This window comes from Brachybacterium sp., assembly GCF_052095815.1.
In the GTDB taxonomy this organism is placed as follows: Bacteria; Actinomycetota; Actinomycetes; order Actinomycetales; family Dermabacteraceae; genus Brachybacterium.
In genome coordinates, this window is record NZ_JBQDLF010000008.1 from 1 (window position 1) to 22,342 (window position 22,342).

Genomic DNA, 22,342 nt, shown 5'->3' on the forward strand with positions numbered 1-22,342 from the left:
CGTCAGAGACGATCACGGGGCCACCGCGCTACACCACTATGCGGGACTCAACTCCTGCACTTCCGCTCGGCGCTGGACATGGCCGTGCGGCTAGAGATGATCGGGAAGAATCCCGCCGCCGGGGTCAAGGTTGCGAAGCAGACCAGGACTGCCCTGCACGACGTGGCGCACTGGTCCCCCGATGAGCTGTTCCGGTTCCGGGACCACGCCGACGGGCACCCGCTCGCGGCCGCGTGGCGGCTCACGCTGTGCGGGCTCACACGGGCCGATCTGCTCGGCCTGCGCTGGTCCGACGTGGACCTAGACGCGGGCACCGTGACGATCAGTCGGGGTCGCGTCCAGCTCTCCATGGGCGGGCAGCGAACCGTCGTCGATGACACCAAGAGCGAGGACCGCAAACGCACGGTTCCGTTCGAGGTACTGCACGCCGGGACCACGGCGCTCCTGCGCCGCTATCAGCTCGCCACAGGCGGGCGCGACGATCAGCCGGTGGTCGTCGATGAGGCGGGCCAGCCGCTCCGGCCCGAGCGTTACAGCGATCTGTTTCGTGAGCTGTCCGACGCGGCGGGCGTGCCTCGCATCCGCCTGCACGCGGTGCGACACTCCCTCGCCGGGTGGCTCCATCATGAGGGCGTGGCCCCGGTCGACGCCGCCGCGCTCCTCGGGCACACCAAACAGGTCCACCTCGCCAGCTACGTCCCCCGTGGTGGCACCGCCGGGATCGCGGCCGCGGCGCAGGCCCTCCAGGCGGCACAGCGGCGCATGGCGGACGGCGAGGCCGCGGGTGAGGCAACGGGCACGCTGTGAGGGCGTCGGCACCGTCGGAGGACTAGCCGCCGGTTTCGCCGCCATTTGTGAGAGGCGCTGTGAGAGCGCAAGGTGAGAGGCCCGCCCCCGGGACTAGTCGGGGGCGGGCCTCTCGGCGTGCCTGCCCAGGCCACCGGTCATAAGCGGCCGGGCCGGGCGGAGAGCTGGAGACGGGAATCGAACCCGCAACCACCTGTTTACAAGACAGGTGCGCTACCGTTGCGCCACTCCAGCGGGCGGACCGGCCGACGGATCAGCCGGTCCGAAGCAGTCTAGAGGGAATTGCAGAGCTGCTCGTCCCCCACCGCAGGTCGCTCAGAGGGTCAGCCCTCGCCGCCGTCGGACGCGGGCGCCTCGCCACCGCCGTCGGACGCCGCAGGAGCGCCGCCGGCCGCCAGCACCGCCTCACGCAGCGCACCGGGCTGGGTGAAGCCCTTGAACTCCGTGCCGTCGATCTCGACGTACGGGGTCCCGCCGCCGGTCTCCTCGCCGTACGGGTTCGAGACCCGCTTCACCCACGGCTCGTACGTGCCGGCCTTGATATCGCTGATCGCCTGCTCGGAGGCCCCTGACTCCAGGGCGAACGCCTCGATCTGCTCGTCGGTCAGCCCTTCCGCGCCGGGCTGGTTGGCGAACATCAGGGTCTGGAAGGCCATCGCATTGACCGGATCATCCGCGTAGACCGCGACCAGGGCGTTCGCCGCGCGCGAGGAGTAGTCGCCGGAAGAGGACTGCATGTCCATGAAGTTGCGAGGCACGATGTGCACGATCGCCTCCTCATCCGCGACCATGGTCGAGATGTCCTCGGCGTTGATGTTCTCGAACTCCCCGCAGTGCGGGCACAGGAAGTCCAGGTGAATCTCCACCACAGGTTTCCCGGAGTCCTCCGGGGCGCCGAGGGTGAGGTACGGCTGGTCCGCGCTCATGCCCTCGGGCACCGCGACCGGGCCCTCCGGCTGCATCGAACGGAATATGAGGTAGCCCGCTCCGGCGACGATCACCAGCGCGACCACGGTGATCGCGGCGATCACCACGGTGCGCACGGTGCGCTGGCGCTTGAGCTCCGACTGCCGCTGCTTGCGCAGGACCTCCCGCTGCGCTTCGCGGCGCTCCTGCGCTGACTTTGATGAACCGGTCGCGGCCATGGAATCTCCTCGCCCCCGATGCGGGGCTGCGGTGGGTGATAGATCGATGAGAGTTTAACGGCCTGCAACTGGACGGTGCCGGGAAGGATGGGGCACCTCACGTGCCAGCCCCTGACCGAGCGCGAGCTCAGCGCCGCCAGATGGCGATGTCCTCGAGCCGAGGTCCGCTGGGGAAGGGGAAGTAGTCGACCGCTCCCCCGCGGGCCAGGAGGGTGAAGATCACCGCGCCCAGCAGGAGCAGGAGCAGCACCGCCACCACTGCGCTCCAGAGCAGGTCCGGCGCGGCGGCGTCGACCATCCGGTGCGCACCGTTGCGGGTGGTGCGACTGCCCAAACCCACCCAGGTGATCAGCAGGGTGATCGCCGCCGCGGTCGCGAAGGCGACTCCGTCCGGCGGCGGAGCGCCCTGGAGCAGCGTCCAGGACACATCGAGAGCGATACACACCAGCACCCCGAGGACCAGCGGGAACACTGCCTGCACCGCGATCTCGAGCAGCCCCAGCAGGAAACGGAAGGGACTGGCGAGGCCCGTCCTCCACTGCGGCCCCGCACCGGTGGCTCCGCGCATCCGCTGAGCGGTCACGGACAGATGCGACCGCTCCCAGGTGCGGGCCAACGCCCCCAGCAGCAGCAGCACGGCCAGCGACACATAGGGCGCGATCGCAGCGAGGGACACGATCAGCAGGTGCCCGATCCACACCAGCAGCGGACGGCGCGGCGGCGGCGCCGGCCACGCACCGTACGGCGCCGACGGCTCGGCTGCGGAGGGCGGGTACTGCGCAGGGTGCTGCGGCCGTGCCTCGATCGTCTGCTGAGCCTGACGCTGCGGAGCCGGATGCTGCAGATTCGGATGCTGCGGAGCCAGCTGCTGGGAGTAGGCGTACGGCTGGCCCGGGTGCTCCTGCACCGGAACCTGCTGGCGCGGCAGCTGCTGAGTGGATGGTTGCTGAGGGGGCGGTTGCTGGAAGGACTGCGGCTGAGGGGAAGGCTGCGGGGAGTAGTGCTGCGGCACATGCGACGGCGGCGCGCTGTGCTGCGGCGAGGAGACGACCGGCAGCGCCATGGTGGGGTTCCCGATGACGGGCAGCGCCTCGGTGACCGAATCCGCGGCAGTCGTGATCCGCGGCAGCGCCTCGGTGGGATGCTCCGCTGGGGTGGCGATCATCGGGATCGCCTCGGTGGGCTGGTCCTGGGCGCCTGCGGTCGCCTCCGCGGCAGCGGCCGGTGCCCCGGGCGACGCCCCCTCCGGGGTCCCACCTGTCGGGTCTGCGTCCTCAGCACCGGGCGGGGCCGCTCCGATCACCGGCAGCACCGCGGTCCGAGACCCCGCATCCAGCATCTCCGTGTCCCCGGGGTCCGCATACCGCGTGAGGTCCAGCTCGGCGAGCCGCGCGATCATGTCCTCGGGAGCCGGGCGTTCCGCAGGGACGGAGCGCAGCGCCGCGCGCAGCCAGTCCGCGAGCTCCGTGGGCAGCCCGTCGACGTCGATCTCCCCGCGCTCGGCGCGCAGGAACACCAGGTCGGCACGGCCGCTGCCGAAAGGATCACGGCCGGTGGCCGCGAAGGAGAGCAGCGCGGCCCAGGCCCACCAGTCCCCCGCCTCTCCCGTGTGATCGCTGCGGATCACCTCGGGATCGAGATAGGCGGCGGTGCCCATGACCAGGCCGGTGGAGGTCAGTCGGGATTCCTCGGCCGCGATCGCGATGCCGAAATCGATGATCACCGGATCCAGCCGATCCCCGTCGGGATCGAACCCGGTCAGGTCGCCCTCGGTGGCGCCACGCAGCATCACGTTGCTGGGTTTGAGGTCGCGGTGGATCACCCCGGCACGGTGGATGTCGCGCAGTGTCTCCCCCATCACCAGGCCGATCTCCCGCACCGACTCGGGGTGCAGGCCACCGTGGGAGCGCACCGCATCCTCGAGCGTCGGCCCGGGGATGAACTCGGTGACCACGAAAGCATCCGAGGAGTCGAGCTCCGCGTCGAGGATGCGCACGATGTTGTCGTTGCGCACCAGCTTCTGCGCCGTGACCTCACGCGCCAGGCGCTCGCGCGCCTGCGGGTCGTCCGAGATCTCGTGACGCAGCAGCTTGATGGCCACGTCATTGCCGTCGGCATCGTGCGCACGGTAGACGATCCCCATACCGCCGGCACCGATCCGGCCGAGGATCTCGTAGCCGGAGTCCTCGGCGAGCGCGAGCAGCCGCGGGTCGCGGGCGTCGCGGCGGGAGATGCGGGACTCTGCCATGGTCTCCATGCTACGAGGCCCGTGCCCGGCATCGTGCCCGCTTCACCGCTCCCCCACACTGTCCGCACCTCGGCCGCACCCCGGACACGGGCCTGATGGAGCATTCCTGAGGGGTGACGGCGTGAGACGATCGCCTCGCGGCGCGGTGGGCGCCGTGGTGCGGGGCGGCTGCCGTCCGGCACCCGAGAGCGACCGAAGGACTCCGTGCCATGCGTTCGAACCTGTTCGATGCCTCCAACCAGGAGCGCCAGACCAACGACCGATGGGCGCTGCAGTCCAACAAGATGCTGCGCTGCTCGCTCACTCCGGACGCGCCGGAGATCATCTCCGCCTCCGGGGCGATGGTCGCCTACCAGGGGCAGATGGACTTCTCGTACCAGGGCTCCGGAGGCGGCATGAAGCTGCTGAAGAAGATGGCCACCGGCGAGGGCGGCAACATGATGCGCACCCGCGGGCAGGGCGAGATCTTCTACGCCCGTCAGGCCAATGAGATCTTCCTGATCCAGCTCGAGGGCGAGGCCCTCACCCTGAACACCAAGAACATGCTCGCCTTCGACAGCTCCATCCAGTGGGACATCAAGTCCCTCGGCGGCGCGGGCTTCATGGCCGGGGGCCTGTTCAACCTGTTCCTGCAGGGCCAGGGCATGGTCGCGGTCACCTCCGACGGCCCGCCGATGCTGCTGGACTGCTCCCAGCAGCCCACCTACGTGGATCCCCAGGCCGCGGTGTGCTGGTCGGCGAACCTGCAGCCGCAGATCAAGAACGACTTCAAGATGGGCTCGCTGATCGGCCGCGGCTCCGGCGAGTCCTTCCAGCTCGCCTTCCACGGCCCGGGCTTCGTCGTGGTCCAGCCCTCCGAGGGCATCCCGGTGGTCAGCGGTTCCTGACTGCCCGCACCGCGGCGTCATGTCTACGATGTTCCGGTGATCTCCACCCCGCCTCAGGCCCTGGTCGACGAGCTCGATGCTCTCGGACCACTGGGCCGACGGCGCGCGGCGACGTCGGCGGCGCGCATGTTCGCCGCCGACGTCTCCACCGCCACGCCCGTGATCGATCCCGTGCCGCTGGTCCTGGATGCCGATTCCTGGTCGGTGCTGTCCACGGGCCTGATCCAGCGGGTGCGGCTGCTGGACGCCCTGTACGGGGATCTCTACGGCCCGCGCACCGTGCTCGGCACCGACGTCGCCCCGGCCGCACAGCTCCTCCAGGATCCTGCGTACCTGCGCTCGGCCGTCGGGATCCCCGCTCGCGGGAACCATCATCTCTTCGCGCTGACCAGCACCGTCACCCGCACCGCCGAGGGGTCATGGGTGGTCCTCGAGGACTCCGTGGACGTGCCCGGAGGCGCCGGCACCACCCTCGAGCTGCGGCGGGTCCTCTCCCGCTGCGCGCCCACCCTGTACCGCTCCACGCCGCTGCGCCGCCTGCATCCGTTCTTCGATGCCCTGCGCACCTCGCTGCATCAGCGCACCCGGTCCGACGGCCGCGCCGGCCGCACTGTGGTCCTGACGGATGAGTCCGAGGACCCGATGCGGGGATTCGACCACAGCTGGCTGGCGAACCTGCTGGGCGCCCCGATGGTCTCCGCCGGGGATCTGCGCACCGGCTCCGGCTCCGTCACCCTGCGCCTGCCCGGTCTGGATTCCGATCCCGGTGATGCGGTGGACGCCGTGCTGCGCCTGGTGCCCTCACAGCTGCTGGACCCGTTGGACCTGGGCCCGACCCCGCTGGGCGGGGTGACCGGCCTGGTCGAGGCCGCCCGCTGCGGCGACGTGGAGATCTTCAACCCGCTCGGCGCCGGACTGCTGGAGAACCCGGATCTGCGCTCCGCGCTGCCGGACCTGTGCCGGCAGATGCTCCATGAGGACCTGCTGCTGCGCCCCGCCGATCCGGAGGCCGCTGGTGCCCGGTGGCTGAGCCTGGACCCGCGCGGCGGCGACGCCCTCGTCGAGCGGCCGGTGCGGATCCAGCTGCTGGTGATGGGCACGGAGGACGGCTACGAGGTGCTGCCCGGTGGGATCGCCACGACCTCCGATGACGGACCCCCGGCGCTCAAGGATGTCTGGGTCACGGTCGCGGAGACCTCTCCGGTCGCTGACCCGGCACCGCCCGCGGAGAACGTCGCCGAGCCGCGCACCGCCGCCCGGACCCGCGGGATGCTCAGCGCGTATCCCGCGATGACCCGGTCGATCGGCTCGGACCTGTTCTGGTTCGGCCGCTATCTCGAGCGGGTGGATTCCACCGCCCGCCTGCTGCGGACGGTCCTGGACACCGTCAACGACCTGGATGCGGAGCACAGCCCCGCCGCCCGCACCGCCCAGGCCGTGCTGCTCGAGGCGGTCACCGAGGCCACCACCACGTACCCGGGCTTCCTGGATGTGGAACTGCAGGACCGTGAAGAGGTGCGCACCGAGCTCGAGAGCCTGCTCACCGACCTGGCGCGGCCCGGCTCCCTCGCCCAGTCCTACACCGCGCTCGCCCACACCACCCGCACGCTCAGGGATCTGATCTCGGATGACGTCTGGCCGGTGATCGCCCGCATGCGCCAGGAGGTCCGGGCGCTGGGCGGCCCGGACCGTCCGCCGCTCGAGCAGGGGCTGACGGACATCGTGGACGGCTGCCTGACGCTCTCCGGCGCGGTCGCCGATTCGATGCCGCGGAACCTGGGCTGGGATCTCACCGAGGTGGGGCGCAAGATCGAACGCGCCATGAGCCTGCTGGCGCTGCTGCGGGCCACTCTGGGTCGGCGCCGTGTACGCGCCGCTGAGGTGCGGGTCGCCGGTGCCGTCGCGCTGATCACCGAGTCCGGCGCCTCCTACCGGCGCTCCTACCACGCCGCCGTGCAGCCGGAACTGCTGCTGGAGCTGCTGCTGAACGACCCGACGCTGCCCCGTTCGATCGCCTTCCAGCTCGAGCGGCTGGGGATGGCGCTGGACAGGCTGCCGGAGGTCACCCCGTCTCCCGAGCTGCGGGCCCCGCTGATCGCGCTGCGCTCCCGGATCGGTTCCTGGGAGGCGCGCGAGCTGCTGCGCCCGGTCGCTGACGCCGACGACTCCGCGAGCGCCCCGACCGCGCTGCTGGAGGAGGTCGATGCTGCGATCGACCTGCTGCGGGAGCTCGCGACCGCCCTGGAGAACCGCTTCTTCCGTCCTTCTGAATCCACCTCACGATGGGGTATCGACGATGTCTGAGCATGACCAGGATGCGAAGCGCCTGCGACCGCTGATCCCGTTGCGGGACGACGAGGCGGGCGCTGCCGAGCCCGTCCACTACCGCGTCCACCACCTGACGTCCTATCGGTACGCCAAACCTGTCTCGCGCAACTACGGCCGCGCCCATATCGAGCCGCGCGCCACACCGCATCAGAGGGTGCTCTCGCACGAGGTGGTCGTGGACCCGGCCCCGGCCCGCCTCACCGCACACACCGACTTCTACGGGAACTCCTCGACCTATCTGCTGGTGGACACCCCTCATGCGCAGCTCGACGTCCACTCTCACGCCCGCGTCACCGTCGCGGAGCGCCGCTATCCGATCGAGCCGATGTCGCGCCCCTGGGAGCAGTGCACCCCGGAGCACTGGGGCTCGCTGCTGCCGGATTCCGGCCTCGACTTCGTCCACCCCTCCCCGCGCATCCCCGCAGGCACCGCGGCGCAGGAGATCTCCGCCGAGGTGTTCACCCCCGGCCGCGCGATCGGTGAGTGCCTGTCCGATCTCACGGCGCTGATCCACACCGACTTCACCTACGACTCCGCCGCCACGACCGTCTCCTCGACCCTCGAGGAGGTGCTCGCCGCCCGGCACGGCGTCTGCCAGGACTTCTCTCACGTCGGGCTCGCCGCGGTGCGCGCTGCAGGGCTCGCGGCCCGTTATGTCTCCGGGTATCTGCGGACCGCGCCGTCGGCCGGCGGGGTGCTGGGCACCGAGCCGGTCGGGGAGATGGTCGGCTCCGCCGCCTCCCATGCCTGGCTCAGCGTGCTGGTCCCCGGAACCGGCTGGGTGGACATCGACCCCACCAACCGCGCCTTCGTGGACCAGCGCTTCGTGACCACCGCCTGGGGCCGGGACTACGCGGATGTGCCGCCGCTGAAGGGCATCGTGGTGGGACCGCCCGGCGCCAGCAGCACTCTCGCCGTCGCCGTCGGAGTGGTGCCCGAGGCACCGGGCGCCGGCAGCCCGGAGTGAGTCGCCGGAGTGAGCCTGGCCACCTCTCGCCGCACGACGAGCAGGTCCCGGGATGGCGACTGCCGAAGGAGCGCGCTCGACTGTCCGGTCAGGCGTAGCCTGACCGCCGGTAACCGGACGGTGCACGTCATGCAGGGCCCGGTCGCCGTCCCCTGCCACCTCCTGGAGACCTTCCCATGAACGTGCCCGCGCCCGCGGACCCCACTCCTGCCGCCACGCCCAGCGCGCCGAGCCCCGTGATCCCCACGCCGAAGGCACTGACGACCGCGCTCGAGGATGCGATGTACGCGAAGGCCACCGCACCGTGGAGCCGGATGTTCCTGCAGACCCTCACCGGGGGCGCCTTCATCGCCCTGGGATTCGTCTTCATGGTCACCACCCAGCAGGGGATGGGCGACTGGCCGGTCGGCATCGCCAAGCTCATCGGCGGCACCGTCTTCTCCGTCGGCCTCGGGCTCGTGGTGATCAGCGGCTCCGACCTGTTCACCGGCACCACCCTGACGTTCATGCCTAGGCTGTCCGGACGGATCTCCACCGGTCGGATGCTGGGCCACTGGGGGATGTCCGCAGGCGGCAACCTGCTCGGCGCCCTCCTCATCGCACTGCTGATGCTCGGCGCCGGGACCCATGCGACCAACGGGTCCGCCTGGGGGCTGATCGTCCTGGACACCACCCGGTCCAAGCTCGATCACGACTGGCACCAGGCCTTCTTCCTGGGGGTCCTCGCGAACCTCGCCGTCTGCCTGGCCGTCTGGGTCGCCACCGCCGGCAAGACCGTCACGGACAAGGTCCTCGGCGTGGCCGGGCCCATCGCCCTGTTCGTGGCCACCGGCTTCGAACATTCCGTGGCCAACATGTTCATGCTCCCGATGGGACTGCTGATCAAGACCTTCGCTGGCGACTCCTTCTGGCAGGGCGAGGCGATCCAGGCAGTCGGGACGTCCCTCGAGGACTACTCCTCGATCACGGTCGGCGCCGCGATCTGGGACAACATGATCCCGGTGGTCCTGGGCAACATCGTGGGCGGGGCGGTGCTGGTCGGCGCCTACTTCTGGGCGACCTACCGCCGAGGAGATGCTGACCTGGCCAGGAGCTGACCCGCGACGTCAGGCCGCTCACAGTGGCCCGGGTCCGGGCGAATTTCGCGTATAGAGTGGTGCGGAAATCTGCGCAGAGCGGAGTCGGCGGATGACGTCGCGACCGCTCCGGACCGCATCCGACCCGGCGCCACCGCGCCATGAGACCGAGGTGAGATGTCCTCCTCCCAGCAGCCCTTCCGTCTGGCCGTGATCGGCTCCGGCCCCGCCGGCGTCTATGCCGCTGAGACCCTGCTGCGCTCTGCGCCGGTGAAGAACGGTGAGCTCCAGGTCACGATCGACCTGTTCGATCGCCTCCCCGCTCCCTTCGGGCTGATCCGCTACGGCGTCGCCCCGGATCACCCGCGCATCAAGGGGATCATCACCGCGCTGCATCGGATCCTGGGTCGCGGTGACATCCGTTTCCTCGGCGACGTCGAGTTCGGCACCGATCTGACCATCGAGGACCTGCGGACCCATTACGACGCGGCCATCTTCGCCACCGGCGCGCTCAAGGACGCCGAGCTCTCGGTGCCCGGCGTCGAACTCGCAGGCTCCCACGGCGCCGCAGACTTCGTGGCCTGGTACGACGGCAACCCGGACTATCCCCGCACCTGGGAGCTGGACGCCGAGTCCGTCGCCGTGGTCGGCAACGGGAACGTCGCCCTGGACGTCGCCCGCGTGCTCTCCAAGACCGCGGATGAGCTGCTGCGCACCGAGATCCCCGCCAACGTGTACGAGGGCCTGCAGGCTGCGAAGACCACCGACGTGCACGTCTTCGGCCGTCGGGGACCTGCGCAGACCAAGTTCTCCCCCCTCGAGGCGCGCGAGCTGTCCCACCCGCGGGGTCTCCAGGTCGTCATGGATCCGCGCGACATCGAGCAGATCACCGAGGCCCAGTGGGAGACCATCAAGGCCGACAAGCGCACGGACCAGGTGGTCCAGACCTTCGTGGGCTGGCTCGAGGAGCAGCAGCGCCGCGAGGCCGCCGGTGAGGAGCCGACGGACCGCGAGGGCCGCCCGGTCCAGCGCCGCCTCCACATGCACTTCTGGCACCGCCCCGTCGAGATCCTCGGCGAGGGTGGCGACGGAGGACGAGTCACCGGCATGCGCTTCGAGCGCACCCAGCTGGATGAAGAGGGCAACCTCGAGGGCACCGGCGAGTTCGTGGACTACGAGCTCGGCGCGATCTACCGGGCCGTCGGGTACCACGGCTCCGAGCTGCCCGGCATCCCCTACGACGCGAAGCGCGGCGTGATCAGCAATACCGCCGGCCGTGTCACCGCTGCCGAGGGCGATGTGCTGCCCGGCCTCTACGCCAACGGCTGGATCAAGCGCGGCCCGGTGGGCCTGATCGGCGCGACCAAGTCCGACGCCATCGAGACCATCGCCAGCCTGCTCGAGGACATCGAGTCCGGTGTTCTGCACTCCGCGCCCGAGCGTGACGGCGACGCTGTCCTGCGCCTGCTCGAGGACCGTGGCGTGCCGTACACGACTTGGGACGGCTGGATGGCGCTGGACGAGCACGAGAAGGCGCTCGGCGCCGCCGCGGTCGACGCCGACGGAGAGCCCCGCGCCCGGATCAAGGTCGTCGAGCGCGAGGAGATGGTGCGCGTCTCCCGCGACGCGGTGAACCAGCCCTCGCACGCCTGACCAGCACCACAGCACCACCGGCCACCACGAGGAGCCGGGACCGTCGCCTCGACCCGGCATCGGTCCCGGCTCCTCGTCTCCCACCTCACATGCGCGGGACAGCACCCCTGACGACCCCTATTCTGTAGTGAGCATTCCACTACTGAGAGGTCCCCCATGCGCACCGTGTCCTACGACCGCTTCGGCGAGCCCGCCGACGTCCTGCAGACCCGCGAGGTCGACGCCCCCTCCCCCGCCGCAGGCGAGGTTCTGCTGCGGCTGGTCCTCAGCCCCATCCACCACCACGACCTGTGGACGATCCGCGGCACCTACGGCGTGCGCCCTGAGCTTCCCGCGCAACCCGGCAGCGAGGCCGTCGCGGTCGTCGAGCAGCTCGGCGAGGGCGTGGACACCGTCGCCCCCGGGGACCGGGTGGCGGTCACCGGCGTCCCGTGCACCTGGGCGGAGCTGTTCACCGCGCCCGCCGGGGCCCTGATCCCGCTGCCGGCGGAGCTTCCCGACGAGGCCGCCGCCCAGCTGGTCGCCATGCCGTTCAGCGCCCTGTCCCTGCTCGAGCACCTGGACCTTGCCCCCGGCGAGGTGCTCGTGCAGAACGCCGCGACCGGGGCCGTCGGCCGTCTGGTCGCCCAGTTCGCACGGGGCCGCGACCAGCGGGTGATCAGCCTGGTGCGCCGCAGCAGCGGCATCGAGGAGCTGGCCGCACAGGGCATCGGCGACGTGGTCGCCACCGACCAGGAGGACTGGGAGCAGCAGGCCCGCGCCCTGATCGGCGACGCGCACGTCGCCGCGGGACTGGATTCCGTGGGCGGCGAGGCCGCGGGGCAGGTGGCCTCCCTGCTCGGCGAGGGCGGGCGCCTGGTCGTCTTCGGCGCGATGGGCGGCACCACGATGGCGCTGCCCTCCGGCCCGATCATCTTCCGCGACCTGAAGGTCGAGGGATTCTGGGGCGCGAAGGTCTCCGCGCGAATGAGCCCCGAGATGCGGCGCGGGCTGATCACCGAGATCATCACCCGGCTGCTCACCGGCGAAGTCACGCTGCCCACGGCCGGCACCTTCGCTCTGGACGAGGTGGTCGGCGCCGTGTCGGCGACGCTCACCGATGGCCGACAGGGCAAGGTGCTGCTGCGCCCCTGATCAAGCCATTGCCGGAGCACATCGTCCCGGCCGCACGCAGGAGGCAGGACCCCGACGGGATCGATCCCGTCGGGGCCCTCCGTCACGCATAGGCCGGCACCGAGCCTCCGGCAGGCGACGTTCAGTCGTCGCTGACGGTGACCGTGACCGGGATGTTCCCGCGGGTGGCGTTCGAGTACGGGCACACCTGATGGGCGGCCTCGGCGAGGGCCTGGGCGGCGTCGTGGTCCAGCTCCGGAATGACCACCTCGAGCTCGACGGCGAGCGAGAAGCCCCCATCCCCCTCGGAGCCGATGGTCACGCGGGCGCCGACGCTCGAGCCGTCGATCGCGATCTTCTGCCGGCGCGCGACGGACTGCAGCGCGGAGTGGAAGCAGGCGGAAAAGCCGGCGGCGAAGAGCTGCTCGGGGTTCGCGCCGTTCCCGCTGCCGCCCATCTCGGCGGGGATTGCCAGATCCAGGGCGAGATCGGCGCCGACGACGTCGACGTGTCCGTCGCGGCCGCCGCCGGTGGCGAGAGCTTCGGTGGTGTAGAGCGGCTTCATGGAGTGTCCTTGTTCTCGAGATGGGAGAGGGCGACGTCGAGGGCGGCGAGCGCCGCCCCGTGATCCACCCGGGCCATGGCCAGCGCGCTGATCAGCAGCGAGACGCAGGTCTCCACCAGGCGCTCGCGGTCCGCGGGCGTGCGGTGGGGGCGCTGGGCCGCGGCGCCGCGCGAGAACGCGGCGTGCAGCTCGGCGCGATAGGCGCGCACCACCTCGGCGATGGTCCCGTCGCGGGCGATACCGGAGCAGGCGGTGTTCACCAGCAGGCAGCCGTCGGCGGGGGTGCGGCCGGTCGGGTCCGCGAAACGTTCGCGGGCCGCACGGAAGTAGGCGACGAGAGCATCGGGAGCGATCGCCGGCGCGCGCAGCGGAGCGAGGCCGGGGCGCACCACCTGGTCGAGATAGTCCTCCAGAGCGGCGTCGAAGAGGCCGCGCTTGGAACCGAAGGCGTGGTAGATGCTGCTCGCGCTCAGGCCGGTGGCCTGCTGGAGGGTCGCCATGGAGGCGGGTTCGTAGCCCTCGCGCCAGAACACGTCGCGCGCGGCGCGCACCGCCTCGTCCCGATCGAAAGCTGCCGGTCGCCCCATGATCCCTCCCGAAGTGCTCGCGCCCGTCCGTGCATCCTGTCGCCGATCGCACCGGGAACCGGGGCGACGGGCGACGTGGCACCCACTATAGTGGAGCAATCACTTCACAATGCCCTCGGAGGTTCCTTTGATCATCCTCGGTTCCGTGCTCGCCCTGGCCGCCGCCGCCCTGCACGTCGCGATCTTCGCCCTCGAGTCCCTGCTGTGGGGCACTCCGCGAGCCGCCGCCGTTTTCGGCGAGCAGAGCCCGCAGGAGGTCGCCGCGACGAGGCTGATGGCCCTGAACCAGGGCTTCTACAACCTCTTCCTCGCGGTGCTCGCCGCGCTGGGGGCCGTGCTGCTGCTCGCGGGCACGACGGCGGTCGGGGCGGCGCTGGCCCTCGCGGGCACCGGCAGCATGCTCGCCGCGGCGCTGGTGCTGCTGCTCGCCTCCCCCGCCCATCGCGGGGCGGCGCTCAAGCAGGGCGCCCTCCCGCTGCTCGCGGTCCTCGCCCTGACGGCGGGCCTGGCCCTCTGAACCCCAACCCCGGATCCCCCACCTCCTGACCCCAGGACGCGGCGCAGGCTCGATCGCCCGGTCACACAGGCGAGCGCAGGCTCGAGCGCCCGGTCACGCAGGCGAGCGCAGGATTGAGCGGGGCGAGCGGGCGGTGATCCAGCGCCGAACCGTTCAGCGCCGGATCCCGGCCAGGAAGTCCCCGATCCGGTCGATGGCGTCCGCCAGCACCTCGACGGACGGCAGGGTGACCAGTCGGAAGTGGTCATGCGTGGGGTAGTTGAACCCGGTGCCCTGGGTGACCAGCAGCTTGCGGGCGCGGAGCAGGTCGTAGGCGAACTGCTCGTCGTTGTCGATGCGGTACATCTCCAGATCGAGCTTCGGGAACATGTACAGCGCGCCCTGCGCCTTCTGCACCGAGACGCCGGGAATCGCGCTCAGGCCCCCGTAGGCGACATCGCGCTGCTCGCGCAGCCGTCCGCCGGGCAGGATCAGCTGCTGGATCGACTGCTGACCGCCCAGCGCCGTGGCCACGATGTGCTGCGCAGGAACATTGGGGCACAGGCGCATATTGGAGAGCACGTCCAGGCCCTCGATGAAGCTCGCCGCGTGGTCCTTCGGGCCGTACAGCGCCATCCAACCGGCCCGGAACCCCGCCACCCGATAGGCCTTGGAGAGGCCGTTGAAGGTGATCGAGAGCAGATCCGGGGCGAGCGATGCGATCGGGGTGTGGACGACGTCGTCATAGAGGATCTTGTCGTAGATCTCGTCCGCGAGGATCATCAGCCCGTGCTTGCGGGCGACCTCGAGGATGTCTCGCAGCACATGCTCGGGGTACACCGCGCCGGTGGGGTTGTTGGGGTTGATCACCACGATCGCCTTGGTGCGCTCGGTGACCTTGTCGGCGATGTCGGTGACATCCGGCCACCAGTGCTCGTCCTCGTCGCATCGGTAGTGCACGGCGCGGCCGCCGGCGAGCGAGACCGAGGCGGTCCACAGCGGATAGTCGGGCTGCGGGACCAGCACCTCGTCGCCGTCGTCGACCAGGGCCTGGCACACCATCTGGATCAGCTCGGAGACGCCGTTGCCGAGGTAGACGTCCTCGAGCCCGATGCCGGGCATGTTCCGGGTCTGGTAATACTGCGCGACCGCTCGACGAGCAGAGGGGATGCCCTTGGAGTCGGAGTAGCCCTGTGCGGTGGGCAGGTTCTTGATCATGTCGACGAGGATCTCGTCGGGCGTCTCGAAGCCGAACGGCGCGGGGTTTCCGATGTTCAGCTTGAGGATCTGGTGGCCCTCGGCCTCCATGCGAGCTGCCTCTGCGGGGACCGGTCCTCGGATCTCGTAGCACACGTCGCGCAGTTTCGAGGACTGGGTGAAGATCATTCTGGGGCTCCTGGCCTTCTCGGGTGTGCGACAGCGTAGCGCTCACGATGACAGGAAGTCGGGCGCGGGCACTTGACGAGACGGCTTTAATTTCATAGTTTCAGTAAGGCGGTGTCGCAGAGGACGTCGCACCGTCGCCACGACCGCCCCTGGAGGCCGCAGTTGTCCGCTCATGAGATCCCCGCCGATCACCCGGTGCTCGCTCCCCGCCCCGGTGCGACCCACCGCCTCCACCTCACCGCCTCCGGTGTCTCGGTGGTCCTGGATGTCACCGATGGGCGGGCGCCGACGATCGCCCACTGGGGCGCGGCGCTCGGTGAGCTCGGTGAGGCAGGGCTCGATGCGGTGTGCGAGAGCGCCGTCGACGTCGTCCCCCAGAATGCGGTCGACGTCCCGGTGCGGATCGGGATCATCCCCCAGCAGAGCGACGGCTGGATCGGCCGGCCCGGCCTCAGCGGCTCCCGTCCGGACGGCTCCGGCTGGAACCCCCGGCTCATCACCGAGAGCGTCACCCTCGACGGCACCCCGATAACAGCCGCACACATCGAGAGCGGCGCCGCCACGGTGCGCTTCGTCCTGACCGACGCCCTGTTCGGTCTCGCACTCCGCCTCGAGGTCGAGCTGCTCCCCTCCGGGCTGCTGCGGATGCGCACCACTCTCACCAACACCGCGAAGACCCCGTACTCCCTGGCGGAGCTGACGCTCACCGTCCCGGTCCCGGCAGATGCCGAGGAGCTGCTCGACTTCGCCGGTCGCTGGGCCAAGGAGCGCACCCCGCAGCGCTCCGCGTTCACCGTCGGCACCCACCTGCGCGAGAACCGCCGCGGACGTACGGGACCCGACTCCGCATACGTCCTGCACGCCGGCCGCCCCGGCCTCGGCTTCCGCCACGGCGAGGCGTGGGCCGTGCACACCGCCTTCTCCGGCAACCACCGCCACCTCGCCGAGCAGATCAACACCGGCCGACGGATCCTGGGCGGCGGCGAGCTGCTGCTCCCGGGCGAGCTCCACCTCGCCCCCGGGGAGGAGTACGCGGGCCCCTGGCTCTATGCCTCCTACGGCGAGGGGCTCGATGCCGTCGCCTCCCGCTTCCACCGCCATCTGCGTTCCCGGCCCCAGCACGTGGACACTCGCCGGCCCGTCACCCTGAACGTCTGGGAGGCGGTCTATTTCGATCACGATCTGGATCGGCTCAAAGACCTCGCCGAGCGTGCAGCGGCGCTCGGCGTGGAGCGCTTCGTGCTGGATGACGGCTGGTTCGGCTCCCGTCGCGATGACACCTCCGGGCTCGGCGACTGGGTGGTCTCCGACGACGTCTGGCCCGACGGGCTCGGCCCGCTGATCGACCACGTGCGCGGACTGGGCATGGAGTTCGGCCTCTGGTTCGAGCCGGAGATGGTCAACGAGGACTCCGACGTCGCCCGCGCCCATCCCGAGTGGATCATGGCCTCCTCCCCCGAGCGGATGCCCCTGGAATCACGGCACCAGCAGGTGCTGAACCTGTCTGTCCCCGCCGCCTTCGCCCACGTCCGGGACCAGATGATGGCGATCCTGGACCGGTACGAGATCGGCTACCTCAAGTGGGACCACAATCGTGACCTGCTGGAGGCTGCGACCTCGCAGACCGGCCGGGCCGCGGTGCATGAGCAGACCCTCGCCGCCTACGCCCTGATGGATGCGCTGAAGGCGGCCCATCCGGGCCTGGAGATCGAATCCTGCTCCTCGGGCGGGGCCCGCGTGGACCTCGAGGTGCTCGAGCACACCGACCGGGTGTGGGTCTCGGACTGCATCGACCCGCTGGACCGCCAGCAGATGAACCGCTGGACCTCGCAGCTGATCCCGCTCGAGCTGATGGGCAGCCACATCGCCTCCGGCCGCTCCCACACCACCGGCCGCCTCCACACCCTCGCCTTCCGCGGCCTGTCGGCCCTGTTCGGACATCTCGGCATCGAGTGGGACCTGGCCCGGGCCACAGCCGCGGAGCTGGAGGAGCTGCGGGAGTGGATCGCGCTGTACAAGGAGCGCCGCGAGCTGCTGTTCACCGGTGACCTGGTGCGCGTGGACCGCGGCAGCAGCCCGCTGTGGATGTACGGGGTGGTGGCCCCGGACCAAGCGGAGGCGCTGTTCGCCCTCGCCGCCGTCGGGCGGTCCTCCGAGTCCCAGCACGAACGGCTGCGCTTCCCCGGGCTCGACCCCCGCGCCCGCTATCTCCTCCGACCGCTGCTGATCGGCGAGCGCCCCACGGGCCTGGCCCTGCCGCCCTGGTGGCAGCGAGCAGCGGCGGAAGGCGGACTCGCTCTGCCCGGCGCCGTGCTCACCACCTCCGGCCTGGCCGCACCCCTGATCGATCCCGAGCAGGGCGTGCTGTTCTCCCTCACCCGGCTGCCTGACTCGGCCGCCTGACCCGGCTGCCTGACTCGGCCGCCTGAGGCAGCTACCTGACGCGGCCGCCGCCCGATGACCCCTTTACACCGCGGTCCGGCATCTCCGGACCTCGCTATCTCGCCCCCCATAGGAAGAAGAACGCCATGTCCACCGTGACGACGTCGACACGGTCGGCTCCCACCAGACGCCGCAGGAAGGACGACACGAAGCTCGCGCTGATGTTCATCGCGCCAGCGACCGTCGGCCTGCTGGTGTTCCTCGTGTGGCCTCTGCTGACCGGCATCTATTACTCCTTCACGGAGTACACCACCCTCACCTCGCCGGTCTGGGTGGGGCTGGAGAACTATCAGAAGCTGATCGCGGATCCTGTCTTCTGGAACTCGCTCAAGGTGACGGTCTGGTACGTGCTGATCAACATCGGCGTCCAGACGGTCGTCGCCCTGCTGATCGGGGTGCTCATGCAGCGCCTCACGCAGTCCACGATCCTGCGCTCGCTGGTGCTCACCCCCTACCTGGTCTCCAATGTGGTCGCCGCGATCGTGTTCCTGTGGATCCTGGACACCCAGCTGGGCATCTTCAACATCTTCCTGCAGTGGATCGGCTTCGACCCGGTCTCCTTCTGGGCCAACGAGACCTGGGTGATCCCGACGATCGCGCTGGTCAACGTATGGCGCCACATGGGCTACACCGCGCTGCTGCTGTTCGCGGGCCTGCAGTCCATCCCCGTCTACCTCTACGAGGCGGCGCGCACCGAAGGGGCGGGCGAGATCGCCCAGTTCCGACGCATCACCCTGCCGCTGCTGCGCCCGATCCTGGCACTGGTGCTGATCATGACCATCATCGGCTCCTTCCAAGTGTTCGACACCGTGTCCGTGACCACCCAGGGCGGTCCGGCCGACGCCTCGAAGGTGCTGCAGATGTACATCTACGAGAACGCCTTCGCCCAGTACCAGTTCGGCTACGCCTCAGCCCTGTCCGTCGCACTGCTGGTGATCCTCATGGTCATCACCTTCACGCAGTACTGGCTGACCAAGGCCGGACAGTCGGACCTGGACTGACGGGAGAGAGAACATGACCATCACATCGCAGCCCGTCACGGGCAGCCCCGGCACCGCCGGCAGCACGAACTCCACCGACCCCACGGGTCGCTCGATCCATCGGCCGAAGAAGCCCATCCCCTGGGGGAAGATCGCGGCCTGGGCCGTGATGGTGATCTTCCTGCTGATCACCCTGTTCCCCTTCTACTGGATGCTGCGCACCGCGCTGTCCAGCAACAATGCCCTGGCCACGGATCCGGGCAGCCTGCTGCCGGTGGGCCTGAACCTCGGCGGTTTCGAGCGCGTCTTCGGCATGCAGGATGTCGAGACCGCGATCTCCCAGGGAGGCAGCGGCGCGTCGATCAACTTCTGGCGCTATCTGCTGAACTCCGTCATCGTCGCCACGGTGATCACCGTCGTGCAGACCTTCTCCTGCGCGATGGCCGCCTATGCCTTCTCGCGCCTGCGCTGGCGCGGCCGGGAGACGGTGTTCCTGATCTTCCTGGGCTCGCTGATGATCCCGCAGATCTTCACCCTGCTGCCCAACTTCATCCTCATCAAGAACCTGGGCCTGGTGGACACCCTGGCAGGGATCATGCTGCCGACGCTGTTCATCTCGAGCTTCGCGATCTTCTTCCTGCGGCAGTTCTTCAACAACATCTCGAGGGAGGTCGAGGAGGCCGCCCTGATCGACGGGGCGAGCAAGTCGCGGGTGTTCTTCACCCTCATCCTGCCGATGTCCAGCGCACCGCTGGCCACTCTGGCCCTGCTCACCTACATGGGCGCGTGGAACGAGTACTTCTGGTCGCTGATGGTGTCCTACACCGATCAGTCCCGCGTGCTCACCGTCGCGCTCGGCGTCTTCCGAGCCCAGTCGCCCGGCACCGGCCCCGACTGGTCGGGCCTGATGGCTGCGACGCTGGTCGCCGCCGCTCCCATGCTGATCCTCTTCGCGCTGTTCGCGAAGAAGATCGTCAACTCCATCGGCTTCAGCGGGATCAAGTGAGGTCACCCATGCATACCCACAAGCGCACACTCCCCTCCCCCACGGCTCTGTCCCGGCGCCGCCTGCTCCAGGGCTCTGCCGCCCTCGCGGCGGGCGCCGTCAGCGCCGGTGCCCTCTCCGCCTGCGGTGCGGCCTCTGCCCCGGCAGGTGCCACCGAGATCGACTACTGGCTGTGGGACGCGAACCAGCTGCCCGCGTACTCCGCAGCGATCAATCGCTTCATGGAGCTGAACCCCGACATCTTCGTGCGCGTCACGCAGCTGGGATGGGGTGACTACTGGACGAAGCTGACGGCCAGCTTCGTCGCAGAGGCGGGCCCCGATGCCTTCACCGATCACCTCGCACGCTTCCCCGAGTTCGTGAGCCTCGGGGTGATCGCGCCGCTGGACGGGCTCGCCGCCCTCGAGGACGTCACCGCAGACCATTTCCAGGATGGTCTGCAGGAGCTGTGGAGCGATCAGGAGGGCACCCGCTACGGGATCCCCAAGGACTACGACACGATCGCGATCATGTATGACAAGAACCTGCTCGCCGAGGAGGGGTTCACCCCCGAGGACCTCGAGACGCTGGACTGGAACCCCGAGGACGGCGGCAGCTTCGAAGAGTTGATCGCCCGGCTCTCGCTGGATGCGAACGGTGTGCGCGGCGATGAGGAGGGCTTCGACCCGAAGAACGTGGTGCGCTACGGCATGGCCGCGGACGCCGGGACCGACTACACGGGTCAGACCAGCTGGTCGCCGTTCGCGCTCTCGACAGGTTGGACGTTCACCGATGCGAACACTTGGGGAACGCGCTTCAACTACGACGACGAGCGCTTCGCCGCCACCATGGACTGGTACTTCGGCCTGGTCGACAAGGGGTTCTTCCCACCCTTCGGCATGTTCGGCGACTCCAGCCCCGGCCAGACCCAGCTGCAGTCCGGGAAGGCGGGGATCGCACTCGCGGGCTCCTGGATGATCTCCACCTTCGCGAACATGGAGGGCATGGAGCTGGGGATCGCTCCGCTGCCGACGGGTCCGGTCGGCACCCCGATGTCGATGTTCAACGGCCTCGGGGACTCGATCTCCTCGCAGTCGGAGAAGAAGGAGGAGGCGGCGCGCCTGATCGCGTTCCTCGCCTCCGACGAGGCGCAGCGGATCATCGGCGAGCGCGCACCGTTCTTCCCGGCGACGGATGCCGGCACCGAAGCTGCGATCGAGAGCTACGCCGCCAAGGGGCTCGACGTCACCCCGTTCACCGATCGCGTGGCCAACGGTGAGACCGGTCTGTACCCGCTGGTGGAGAACTCGGCCTCGATCATGCCGCTCATGCAGACGGCCTTCGACCAGTGCTGGATGAGGAAGATCGACGGCGCGGACTTCGCCTCGTTCAACGAACGGGTCAATGCCCTGTTCGAGTGACGCCCTGCTCGAGTGGCGCCCTGCTCGAGTGGCGTCCTGTGTGAATGACAGAGCAGCCGGCGGAGCATCGTCGGGGTCGTGCCTCAGGGCTCGACCCCGACGAACTCCTGCACGGCGATGACGGCGACCCCGCGAGCCCATTCGTCGAAGTCGCCGCTGAGGGTGCGGATCGCCAGTTCCTGCTGTGAGCTGGCGAGACCCCGCCGCAGAATCTCCTCGAAGGTGGGTGCGGCGGCCCGCAGCAGGTCCACGTTCTCCCCGCCGAGCACGATCGCTTCGGGATCCACCACCGCGACCAGGCCGACGGCCGTGACCGCGAGCGCGTGCGCCATCTCCGTCGCGACCGAGAGCGCGCCGTCGTGCCCCGTCGCGAGCAGTCCGCGCAGGTCCTCGATGTCCCCTCCCGCGGGAAGCACGCCCTGGTCGTGGGCGCGACGGACCACGGCCTGCGTGCTGGCGACCTCGCGGATCGCGATCATGTCGCCGCCTGGGCCGACGCCGACGGGAACCAGGCCGGTCAGCCCCGCCATGTGGTGGCGTCCGCGCACGATCCGGCCATCGACCACCGTCGCGATCCCCACCCCGGCGCCGACGGTGAGCACGGCGAAGGAATCGTAGGAACGCCCCATCCCGAACCAGTGCAGGCCGTTGACCATGGCGATCAGGTCGTTCTCGACGACCACGGGAAGCTGGATCTGGGCCTCTAGGGCAGCGGCGAGCTCGACGGGCTCGCGCCAGCCCAGCAGATGCGCGGAGACCACGGTGCGGCGCTCGGTGACCAGTCCTCCGAGACCCACTCCGATCCCGACCACATGGGGATGCGCCGCGATCATCGCCTCGACGGCGATCAGGATCGTCTCCTGGATCGTCGCGGGCGCGGTGTCCTCCAGGGAGAGCGTCAGCTCCTCGAGGACGTTGGCGCGCACCGTGGTGACCACGGCGTGGACCTCGTCGGCCGTGACCTTGACCCCGATGAATCGGGGTCCGCGGTTCTCCTCGACGTCGAGCGGCTCATGGGGACGTCCCTTGGCCTGCTGCACGATGCCGAGCGGATGCAGGAGGTCGCGCTCGAGCAGATCTCGGCTCACGCGGGTGACGGTGGGGGCCGAGAGGCCGAGCCTCTGGGACAGCTCGCTGCGCGAGCGGGGGCCGAACCGCAGCAGGTCCCGGTAGACCGTGCGCGTGCTCTCACCGCCGAGATCCGCCATGGTGGCGGAACTGGTGCCTGTGTGTCCGTCCCCCTGCATGCTGAGAGC

The 22,342-nt window shown here is 69.9% G+C and carries 18 protein-coding genes and 1 tRNA gene; 12 read left to right on the forward strand and 7 right to left on the reverse strand.

Translation table 11 applies throughout. The features are described 5' to 3' along the window. Window positions 1–78 precede the first annotated feature (78 nt). The gene (locus ACTH43_RS04990) at window positions 79–807 is read left to right on the forward strand and encodes a tyrosine-type recombinase/integrase (protein WP_441443823.1); all 729 of its coding nucleotides are present in this window, start codon (window positions 79–81) and stop codon (window positions 805–807) included. A 162-nt stretch (window positions 808–969) separates the two neighbouring features. On the opposite strand, the gene ACTH43_RS04995 is transcribed toward ACTH43_RS04990, so the two are convergent. From ACTH43_RS04995 to ACTH43_RS05005, 3 genes are all read right to left on the reverse strand, one after another. Next, a tRNA-Thr gene (locus tag ACTH43_RS04995) sits at window positions 970–1,041 on the reverse strand. Window positions 1,042–1,130: 89 nt separating this feature from the next. Next, window positions 1,131–1,952 carry a thioredoxin domain-containing protein gene (locus ACTH43_RS05000; protein WP_441443824.1) on the reverse strand — a complete coding sequence of 274 codons (822 nt, stop codon included), beginning with the start codon at window positions 1,950–1,952 and terminating at the stop codon, window positions 1,131–1,133. Window positions 1,953–2,079: 127 nt separating this feature from the next. Further along, window positions 2,080–4,200 carry a protein kinase domain-containing protein gene (locus ACTH43_RS05005; protein WP_441443825.1) on the reverse strand — a complete coding sequence of 707 codons (2,121 nt, stop codon included), beginning with the start codon at window positions 4,198–4,200 and terminating at the stop codon, window positions 2,080–2,082. Between the two features lie 209 nt (window positions 4,201–4,409). Here ACTH43_RS05005 and ACTH43_RS05010 point away from each other — a divergent pair, with 209 nt between their 5' ends. From ACTH43_RS05010 to ACTH43_RS05035, 6 genes are all read left to right on the forward strand, one after another. Continuing rightward, the gene (locus ACTH43_RS05010; protein WP_441443826.1) at window positions 4,410–5,087 is read left to right on the forward strand and encodes an AIM24 family protein; all 678 of its coding nucleotides are present in this window, start codon (window positions 4,410–4,412) and stop codon (window positions 5,085–5,087) included. Between the two features lie 36 nt (window positions 5,088–5,123). Beyond that, complete coding sequence (locus ACTH43_RS05015; RefSeq protein ID WP_441443827.1) at window positions 5,124–7,391, forward strand: circularly permuted type 2 ATP-grasp protein; 2,268 nt, start codon at window positions 5,124–5,126, stop codon at window positions 7,389–7,391. Further along, entirely contained in the window at window positions 7,384–8,382 is a 999-nt protein-coding gene (locus ACTH43_RS05020) for a transglutaminase family protein (protein ID WP_441443828.1), read from the forward strand. Before ACTH43_RS05015 ends, ACTH43_RS05020 begins: the two co-directional genes overlap by 8 nt. A 176-nt stretch (window positions 8,383–8,558) precedes the next feature. After that, window positions 8,559–9,479 carry a formate/nitrite family transporter gene (locus ACTH43_RS05025; protein ID WP_441443829.1) on the forward strand — a complete coding sequence of 307 codons (921 nt, stop codon included), beginning with the start codon at window positions 8,559–8,561 and terminating at the stop codon, window positions 9,477–9,479. Between the two features lie 156 nt (window positions 9,480–9,635). Beyond that, on the forward strand, window positions 9,636–11,111 hold the full coding sequence (locus ACTH43_RS05030; RefSeq protein ID WP_441443830.1) for an FAD-dependent oxidoreductase: 1,476 nt from the start codon (window positions 9,636–9,638) through the stop codon (window positions 11,109–11,111). Between the two features lie 156 nt (window positions 11,112–11,267). Continuing rightward, a complete protein-coding gene (locus ACTH43_RS05035) occupies window positions 11,268–12,245 on the forward strand; it encodes a zinc-binding dehydrogenase (protein ID WP_441443831.1) in 978 nt (325 codons plus the stop codon). 121 nt (window positions 12,246–12,366) lie between these two features. Here the strand turns inward: ACTH43_RS05035 and ACTH43_RS05040 are convergent, their stop codons facing one another. Beyond that, entirely contained in the window at window positions 12,367–12,789 is a 423-nt protein-coding gene (locus ACTH43_RS05040; protein WP_441443832.1) for an organic hydroperoxide resistance protein, read from the reverse strand. Next, the gene (locus ACTH43_RS05045; protein WP_441443833.1) at window positions 12,786–13,376 is read right to left on the reverse strand and encodes a TetR/AcrR family transcriptional regulator; all 591 of its coding nucleotides are present in this window, start codon (window positions 13,374–13,376) and stop codon (window positions 12,786–12,788) included. Before ACTH43_RS05045 ends, ACTH43_RS05040 begins: the two co-directional genes overlap by 4 nt. Before the next feature lie 127 nt (window positions 13,377–13,503). On the opposite strand from ACTH43_RS05045, the gene ACTH43_RS05050 reads away from it, so the two are divergent. Continuing rightward, entirely contained in the window at window positions 13,504–13,893 is a 390-nt protein-coding gene (locus ACTH43_RS05050; protein ID WP_441443834.1) for a DUF1304 family protein, read from the forward strand. 153 nt (window positions 13,894–14,046) lie between these two features. On the opposite strand, the gene ACTH43_RS05055 is transcribed toward ACTH43_RS05050, so the two are convergent. Further along, on the reverse strand, window positions 14,047–15,258 hold the full coding sequence (locus ACTH43_RS05055) for a pyridoxal phosphate-dependent aminotransferase (RefSeq protein WP_441443835.1): 1,212 nt from the start codon (window positions 15,256–15,258) through the stop codon (window positions 14,047–14,049). A gap of 162 nt (window positions 15,259–15,420) precedes the next feature. Between ACTH43_RS05055 and ACTH43_RS05060 the strand changes: the two genes are divergently transcribed. The 4 genes from ACTH43_RS05060 (at window position 15,421) to ACTH43_RS05075 (ending at window position 21,086) form a co-directional block, all read left to right on the forward strand. Beyond that, a complete protein-coding gene (locus ACTH43_RS05060; protein WP_441443836.1) occupies window positions 15,421–17,661 on the forward strand; it encodes an alpha-galactosidase in 2,241 nt (746 codons plus the stop codon). A 125-nt stretch (window positions 17,662–17,786) separates the two neighbouring features. Beyond that, entirely contained in the window at window positions 17,787–18,701 is a 915-nt protein-coding gene (locus ACTH43_RS05065; RefSeq protein WP_441443837.1) for a carbohydrate ABC transporter permease, read from the forward strand. A 13-nt stretch (window positions 18,702–18,714) separates the two neighbouring features. After that, window positions 18,715–19,686 (forward strand): carbohydrate ABC transporter permease, encoded by a 972-nt coding sequence (locus ACTH43_RS05070; RefSeq protein ID WP_441443838.1) that lies wholly within the window; start codon window positions 18,715–18,717, stop codon window positions 19,684–19,686. Between the two features lie 8 nt (window positions 19,687–19,694). Beyond that, entirely contained in the window at window positions 19,695–21,086 is a 1,392-nt protein-coding gene (locus tag ACTH43_RS05075; protein ID WP_441443839.1) for an ABC transporter substrate-binding protein, read from the forward strand. 83 nt (window positions 21,087–21,169) lie between these two features. Here ACTH43_RS05075 and ACTH43_RS05080 read toward each other — a convergent pair whose 3' ends face one another. Next, the gene (locus tag ACTH43_RS05080; RefSeq protein WP_441443840.1) at window positions 21,170–22,333 is read right to left on the reverse strand and encodes an ROK family protein; all 1,164 of its coding nucleotides are present in this window, start codon (window positions 22,331–22,333) and stop codon (window positions 21,170–21,172) included. Window positions 22,334–22,342 lie beyond the last annotated feature (9 nt).

Excerpts from the sequence above, each read along its gene's own strand:
- ACTH43_RS04990 (WP_441443823.1), top strand. The coding sequence starts at position 79 with ATGGCCGTGCGGCTAGAGATGATCGGGAAGAATCCCGCCGCCGGGGTC.
- ACTH43_RS05000 (WP_441443824.1), bottom strand. The coding sequence starts at position 1,952 with ATGGCCGCGACCGGTTCATCAAAGTCAGCGCAGGAGCGCCGCGAAGCG.
- ACTH43_RS05035 (WP_441443831.1), top strand. The coding sequence starts at position 11,268 with ATGCGCACCGTGTCCTACGACCGCTTCGGCGAGCCCGCCGACGTCCTG.
- ACTH43_RS05045 (WP_441443833.1), bottom strand. The coding sequence starts at position 13,376 with ATGGGGCGACCGGCAGCTTTCGATCGGGACGAGGCGGTGCGCGCCGCG.
- ACTH43_RS05065 (WP_441443837.1), top strand. The coding sequence starts at position 17,787 with ATGTCCACCGTGACGACGTCGACACGGTCGGCTCCCACCAGACGCCGC.
- ACTH43_RS05030 (WP_441443830.1), top strand. The coding sequence starts at position 9,636 with ATGTCCTCCTCCCAGCAGCCCTTCCGTCTGGCCGTGATCGGCTCCGGC.
- ACTH43_RS05005 (WP_441443825.1), bottom strand. The coding sequence starts at position 4,200 with ATGGCAGAGTCCCGCATCTCCCGCCGCGACGCCCGCGACCCGCGGCTG.
- ACTH43_RS05070 (WP_441443838.1), top strand. The coding sequence starts at position 18,715 with ATGACCATCACATCGCAGCCCGTCACGGGCAGCCCCGGCACCGCCGGC.
- ACTH43_RS05075 (WP_441443839.1), top strand. The coding sequence starts at position 19,695 with ATGCATACCCACAAGCGCACACTCCCCTCCCCCACGGCTCTGTCCCGG.
- ACTH43_RS05055 (WP_441443835.1), bottom strand. The coding sequence starts at position 15,258 with ATGATCTTCACCCAGTCCTCGAAACTGCGCGACGTGTGCTACGAGATC.
- ACTH43_RS05025 (WP_441443829.1), top strand. The coding sequence starts at position 8,559 with ATGAACGTGCCCGCGCCCGCGGACCCCACTCCTGCCGCCACGCCCAGC.
- ACTH43_RS05040 (WP_441443832.1), bottom strand. The coding sequence starts at position 12,789 with ATGAAGCCGCTCTACACCACCGAAGCTCTCGCCACCGGCGGCGGCCGC.
- ACTH43_RS05010 (WP_441443826.1), top strand. The coding sequence starts at position 4,410 with ATGCGTTCGAACCTGTTCGATGCCTCCAACCAGGAGCGCCAGACCAAC.
- ACTH43_RS05080 (WP_441443840.1), bottom strand. The coding sequence starts at position 22,333 with ATGCAGGGGGACGGACACACAGGCACCAGTTCCGCCACCATGGCGGAT.
- ACTH43_RS05020 (WP_441443828.1), top strand. The coding sequence starts at position 7,384 with ATGTCTGAGCATGACCAGGATGCGAAGCGCCTGCGACCGCTGATCCCG.